Raw genomic sequence first — 6,231 nt, 5'->3', positions numbered from 1 at the left:
GAGAGGACCGCGTTGAGAGAGGTGATCGAGAGGATGGCGGAGGGGCTTGTCGGGAGAGTAGACAGGGAAGATAGGGGACGCCGATTAAAAAGAAAATAGTGCGCCTCCAGATCAATTGCAACCCCAATCTCAACCTCCTGATCATCAGCACGGATATGGCGACAGAAAGGTACGGCAGTATCGATTATCTGTAATTTAGGATTAAAATTAGAATCAATAGGTATATACTAGAATATTTTAAAATAAACCGACCGGGTGACCTGATATTGGCTACAGGACTCCAGGAAATACTTCAACCTTACATTCTCAGGTTTAAACAGGACTTCCCCGAACTTGAGGAAGAAACATCGACTGAGGGGAAGACCGGGCTTGAAAGACGTGAATACGTAAAAAACGGTGTCCAGAGATTATTCTCAGAAGAGACCGTCGACCACGTCACAGAGGACGAACTCGTCGACCTCCTTGACTCTACCACGGCGATGTTTGGTTACATCTATGACAGCACCACCCTTCTGGAGAGTATCGGGTTGGATACCTTCCTGACACAGATAAAAGAACTCCTCTATGGCAGGGGCGACCTTGCCGATCGGTATGCCGAATTCATCAACGGCACAAAAAATGTCGGCCCTGCATTGACATCTGAACTTCTCTGCTCGTTCTCCCCGAATGAATATGCATGTCTGAATGGGACCGCAGAGAAGGCCCTGAAGATCCTCGGACTCGACACCATGACCGCTCCAAAGACCGGGAAAAAGTGCGGTGAATACTACCGAGAGTTCAATGAGATCGCCGGCAAGATCCTCGCTGAGATTAGAGAAGACGCTGATCCGCTCTTGCAGAATGCTGACTACTCGACCCTTGACTACTTCCTCTACTCGGTCGCCACGGTCAATTTCTGGAAGATCGCCCCAGGGCAAAATTCGGAAAACTGGGATCTCTGCAAATCTGAGAATATCATTGCCGTCGGCGGGGAAGAACTGGTCATACCCTACGGCGAGGCGGTCTTCGACCTCACTCTGGAAGAACTGAAAGAAAAATATGCCGAGAAAGTGCCGGAGAGTTCAGAGAGGAGCATCAGCAACCAGATGAGCCAATACTACTGTTTTCTCCATGATATCAAGGTCGGTGATCTCGTCCTTGCAAACAGGGGGTACCAGGGCGTTCACGGCTGGGGCGTGATCGTCTCAGGTCCGAAAGTACAAAAACAATGGAAATATCCAACCTATCGTGAGGTGAAGTGGAGAGACACCAACGAGACGATCGTTGACTTAAAAAAATTTAAGCGGAATTTCCAGAACACGACCGTAGGTCTCTCGTTCAAAGAATTTTATTCCATTGTTGAGACAGACGGTGTCATTCGGACAGAAAATTACTGGGTCCTCCTCCCCTCCTCCCGCACGCAGGAGACCTATGCCCCCCTGAAGCACTGGGACGAGTGGCAGGAGAAGGGCATCATCGGCATCCCCTGGGAGATGCTGGCGAAAAAATACGGTGATACTCTCTTCGAGTTCTCCGATCCCGACGTCTTCAGGGAAAAGTTCAGGGAGGCAATCGAAGGAGACCCCTTTGAAAAACCGGTGAACGCCTACATGCCCTATGACTTCCTCTTCACCATGCAGGAGGGGGACACCGTCGTCATCCCGCGGGGGAGGCAGGGGGTCCTCGGTCAGGCCACGGTCGTCTCAGGGCCGAAGATCGACCTCGCCCTCGACTTCTCGATCTACCGCGAAGTGAGATGGGAGGTCTTCGAGAAAGAGATCCCTGTACCCTATGACCTCCGGGGTATCGTCGTCAGCAAGAGGCTGAAAAAGATCACGAAGGACGACTACGAGGCGCTCTTCCACCAGGAGACAGAGACTATGGACACCCCCGCATTCAGGAAAATCACCCGACTCCTCGCCGCCAAGAACCAGGTGGTCCTCTACGGCCCCCCCGGCACCGGCAAGACCTACACGGCACAGACGTACATCGCCGCCCACCCCGGTGCGGCCCACGCCTTCGTCACCTTCCACCCCTCCTTCGCCTACGAGGACTTCATCGAAGGACTCAGGCCCCGGACCGACGCCGAAGGCCGGATCTGCTACGAGATCGAGGACGGGATCTTCAAGACGCTCTGCAGGGACGCCTTCAACGCCCTGATGGAGAGGGCGGGGATAGAGAACCGGTGGGAGGAGGGAGAGGACGTGCCCGCCCTCTCGCCCCGGGAGGAGGCAGAGGCCCTCGCCGTCCGCGACCGCGTCCCCGTCTTCCTGGTCATCGACGAGATCAACCGCGGCGACATCCCCCGCATCTTCGGCGAACTGATCACCCTCCTGGAGAAGGACAAGAGGCTCTGCACCGGGAACGCCCTCGCCACCACCCTGCCGTACTCGAAGACCCGCTTCGGCATCCCGCCGAACCTCTTCGTCATCGGGACGATGAACACCGCCGACCGCTCGATTGCCCTCCTCGACATCGCCCTGCGCCGGCGGTTCGGCTTCATCGAGGTGATGCCCGACTACGCAGTGCTGGAGGAGGCGCTCACGAGCGACGACCCTGCCGTGCAGGAAGTCTTCACTATCGCCATCAACGCCCTCAGGGATGTGAACGCCCGCATCATCAAGAACTACGACCGCAACCACCAGATCGGCCACAGTTACCTGATGAAACTCGCAGGGTGCACGACGCGGGACGAGGCCGTCGAGGCCTTCCAGACCACCTGGGAGTGCGAGGTCATCCCCCTCCTCCAGGAGTACTTCTACGACTCACCCCAGAAGTTCAGGGAGTGCGTCGGTTTCGACACCGCCATGCCCGAGGACGGCGAGGAGTTCGTCAGGGCGCTCTCCGAGAACCGGGCATGACCGCCACGGCGACACTCTTCGAGTTCCAGGCCTGTCCCTACGAGGTCGGCGGGACAGACGCATGGGACGGGGACGTCCTCCACCTGACGGAGGAGACGCTGGCGGCCCTGGACGCCCTGAACGCCTCACGGCCTTTCCTCGCGATCGGCCGGACGACCCTGAAGCCCCTGAACCTCGTCGGCGTCGTGAAGGCCGGCGGCATCACCCTGGAAATCCTGCCAAAACTCTTCAGGGGCGACGCCTGCGAGAGGCACAGGGCCGTCATCGCCGGCAACCTCCTCACCATGCTCGCCTGCACGGAGAGGCTCTCCGTCAGGGACATGGACCTCGCCGGCCTCGACCTCGACCAGACCGACCTCTTCGAGGTCTTCATCTTCCTCTTTGCAAAACACCTCGCCCGTCTCCTGAAGACGACGCAGAGGCGGGAGTACACGCGGCAGGAGGAGGAACTCCGCTTCGTCCGCGGGCGGATCGATATCAGGGCCTACACGAACCCGGCACGCCTCCACATCATCCCCTGCACCTTCCACGAGTACTCGGTGGACACCCTCCTGAACAGGACGCTGAAGTACACCTGCCACCTGATGGCCCGGACCTCCCGCCGCACCAGGACAGTCAGGACACTCAGGGCGATCACCGACCTCCTCGACGCCGTGACGCTCGTCCCCGTCACCGTCGCCGAGGTGGACACCATCGCCTTCACCCGCCTGAACCGCGCCTTCGAGCCCTTCGTCAGGGTCTGCCGGATCTTCCTCGCCCACGCCACCCTCACCCTCCAGGCCTCCGACGTCGAGACCTTCTCCTTCCTGGTCCCGATGGAAAAACTCTTCGAGGAATTTGTCGCGGCGGTGATCAGGGAAGACCCCGCGTATTTCTTCGGGCAGGAGATGGAGGTGACGGCGCAGGAGAGGATCGGCCACCTGGTGGAGAGGGAGGGCGGCGGCCATGCCTTCACCCTCATCCCTGACCTCGTCGCCCGCGGGCCGGGCGGGGCGGTGGTCGTCGACACGAAGTACAAGATCCTCGACAGGACAGACCCGACCTGCGGCGTCTCCCAGGCCGACGCGTACCAGGTCTTCGCCTATGTGACCATGCTCCCGGCAGAGGCCGGGATGCTCCTGTACCCGGACACCGAAAGTGCGGCGTCGCAGGACTACCTCTACGACATATCGGGCCGGAAAGTCCCCCTCCTCATCAGGTCGGTCAGCCTCGCCCACCCCCTCGTGACGGAGGAGGGGTGGCAGGCGTTCAGGGACGACCTCGCCGCCGCCGTGCGTGCGGTCTGCCCCCGTCCCTGACAATTATATACGGGCACGGCCTATACGGGCACATCCCCGCCCCCCGGAGAGGAGGAGAGATGAGAGATATCCCTGGCCGCGGCATCGCCTTTATGCGGGAGGTCCTCGCCGCCCCGCAGAAGACGGAGTTCAGGTACCGCGACCTCCGCTTCTTCCTCAGGTACGCAAGGCCCATCTGGAAACTCGGGGCCGCAAGCCTCCTCGTCACCCTTGTCCTCGTCGGCCTGCGAGCGCTCATCCCCCTCTCGGGCAAGATCTTCCTCGACTACCTGGTGCCGGGTGCCGGTGCGCCTCCGCCCGCGTTCCCGGTCCCCCTCTCCCTCCCGGTCCTCCTCCTGGCCATGCTCGTCCTCGGCGCCGCCGTCGGGGTGCTCGGCCTCGTCCAGACCTATCTTCTCGTGCGGTTCAGGGAGGAGTACACCTTCGGCCTCCAGGCCGACCTCTTCGACCACGTCCTCCGCTTCCCCCTCTCCTACTTCAAATCCGGCCAGACCGGATACCTGATGTCCCGCATCTCCGGCGACGTCGGGGTCATGCAGTATCTCTTCTCCCAGTTCCTCCCCCAGATCATCTCGAACGTCTTCTATGTCGCCTTCTCCGTGGTCATCCTCTACGCCCTCAGCCCCACCCTGACCATCCTCCTCATCGTCTTCACGCCCCTCTTCCTCCTCGCCAATCTCATCTTCCTGAGCCGGATACGCACCGTCACCTACCAGGAGAGGGAGAGGGAGGCCCATGTCTCGCGGGACCTGCAGGAGGTGCTCGCGGGCATCGAGACAGTGAAGGCCCATGCTGCGGAGGAGAGGGAGGTCGGGCGGGTGGTGGCGACCCTGCGAGGGGTGGTCAGGATGCGGGTCAAGAACTCGATGCTCGCCTCCTTCTCCTCCCAGGCCCTCTTCGGCACCGAGTTCCTCCTCCTCCTCGCCGTCGTCTGGGTCGGCGGGCAGGAGGTCATCGCGGGGGCGATGACGGTCGGTGGCTTTGTTGCGTATATTGCGTATATCGTCACCTTCTCGGCGGCCGCACGGACGTTCTTCTCTCTCCCGGTCGTCCTCCAGCCCGTCTTCACCTCGGCAGAACGTCTCCGGGAACTCTTCGGGACTGAGGAGGAGGCGGGTGGCCTCGTGCCGGAGAGGGTCGCGGGGAGGATCGCCTTCGAGGACGTCTCGTTCTCGTACCCGGACGGCACGGAGGTTTTGCAGGACGTCAACTTCACCGTCGGGCCGGGCGAGGTCGTCGCCCTCGTGGGGCGGACAGGGGCCGGGAAGACGACTCTCATCAACCTGGTCCTGGCGTATTATACCCCGACGGCCGGGACTGTCACCCTGGACGGTCGCGACCTTGCAGACCTCGACCCCCGCTGGGTGCGGGGCCAGACTTCTATCGTCTCGCAGGACCTCTTCCTCTTCCACACCTCTGTCGAGGAGAATATCAGGTACGGGAGGCCCGAGGCCGGGCGGGACGAGGTGGTGGTGGCAGCACGGAAGGCGCAGGTCCACGACGAGATCCTGGGGTTCCCGCACGGCTACGAGACGATCGTCGGCGAGAGGGGGATGCAACTCTCGATGGGGCAGAGGCAGAGGATCGCGGTGGCGCGGGCGTTCCTGCGGGACAGCACGATCCTGGTCCTGGACGAACCGACGTCGGCCCTCGACGCCCGGACCGAGGCGAGGTTGCAGGCGTCGCTTGCCGACCTGGCAGAGGGGAGGACGGTGGTCATGATCACGCACCGTACCGGCCTGCTCGCCCTCGCGGACCGGGTGTATGCGATCGAGGACGGGCGCCTGGTGGAGAGGGGGGCAGCCGGCGAGGCGGGGTGAGGCGAGTTACTGGTACACGCCGCCGCGGGACAGACGTGCCGGCGAAGGATTTACTGTTGCACTTTTCGCCTTTACGGTAGGTAAAATTCGTCGCGGGGTTTTCCCTCACGTCCGCATCACGAAGAAGACGTAGCCATACTCCGCGCTGTGCGCCCGGTACACGGCGATCTCCCTCCGCGTCCTCTCGACGAGATCCATCGCACCTGCGTCGCCGGCGTACTCGGCCGCAAACTCATCGAGCCTCGCTTCGAGGGGGCGGTAGAAGTGCTCCCA

General features: G+C 61.5%; 3 protein-coding genes. All 3 read left to right on the top strand.

What is annotated here, in order from left to right:
- Nucleotides 1–266 precede the first annotated feature (266 nt).
- Genes Q0520_RS02635 through Q0520_RS02625 form a run of 3 tightly spaced genes read left to right on the top strand, consistent with a single transcriptional unit; the run spans nt 267 to nt 5,958 of the window.
- Nucleotides 267–2,840 (top strand): AAA family ATPase, encoded by a 2,574-nt coding sequence (locus Q0520_RS02635; RefSeq protein WP_298666232.1) that lies wholly within the window; start codon nt 267–269, stop codon nt 2,838–2,840.
- Entirely contained in the window at nt 2,837–4,138 is a 1,302-nt protein-coding gene (locus tag Q0520_RS02630; RefSeq protein WP_298666229.1) for an McrC family protein, read from the top strand. The genes Q0520_RS02635 and Q0520_RS02630 overlap by 4 nt, the downstream gene beginning before the upstream one ends.
- A gap of 59 nt (nt 4,139–4,197) precedes the next feature.
- Nucleotides 4,198–5,958 carry an ABC transporter ATP-binding protein gene (locus Q0520_RS02625; protein ID WP_298666226.1) on the top strand — a complete coding sequence of 587 codons (1,761 nt, stop codon included), beginning with the start codon at nt 4,198–4,200 and terminating at the stop codon, nt 5,956–5,958.
- Nucleotides 5,959–6,231: the final 273 nt, after the last annotated feature.

The sequence above is a fragment of the uncultured Methanofollis sp. genome (assembly GCF_937919355.1).
GTDB lineage: Archaea > Halobacteriota > Methanomicrobia > Methanomicrobiales > Methanofollaceae > Methanofollis.
The sequence above is the reverse complement of the archived record's forward strand: the minus strand, read 5'-3'. Positions and strand labels throughout refer to the sequence as shown.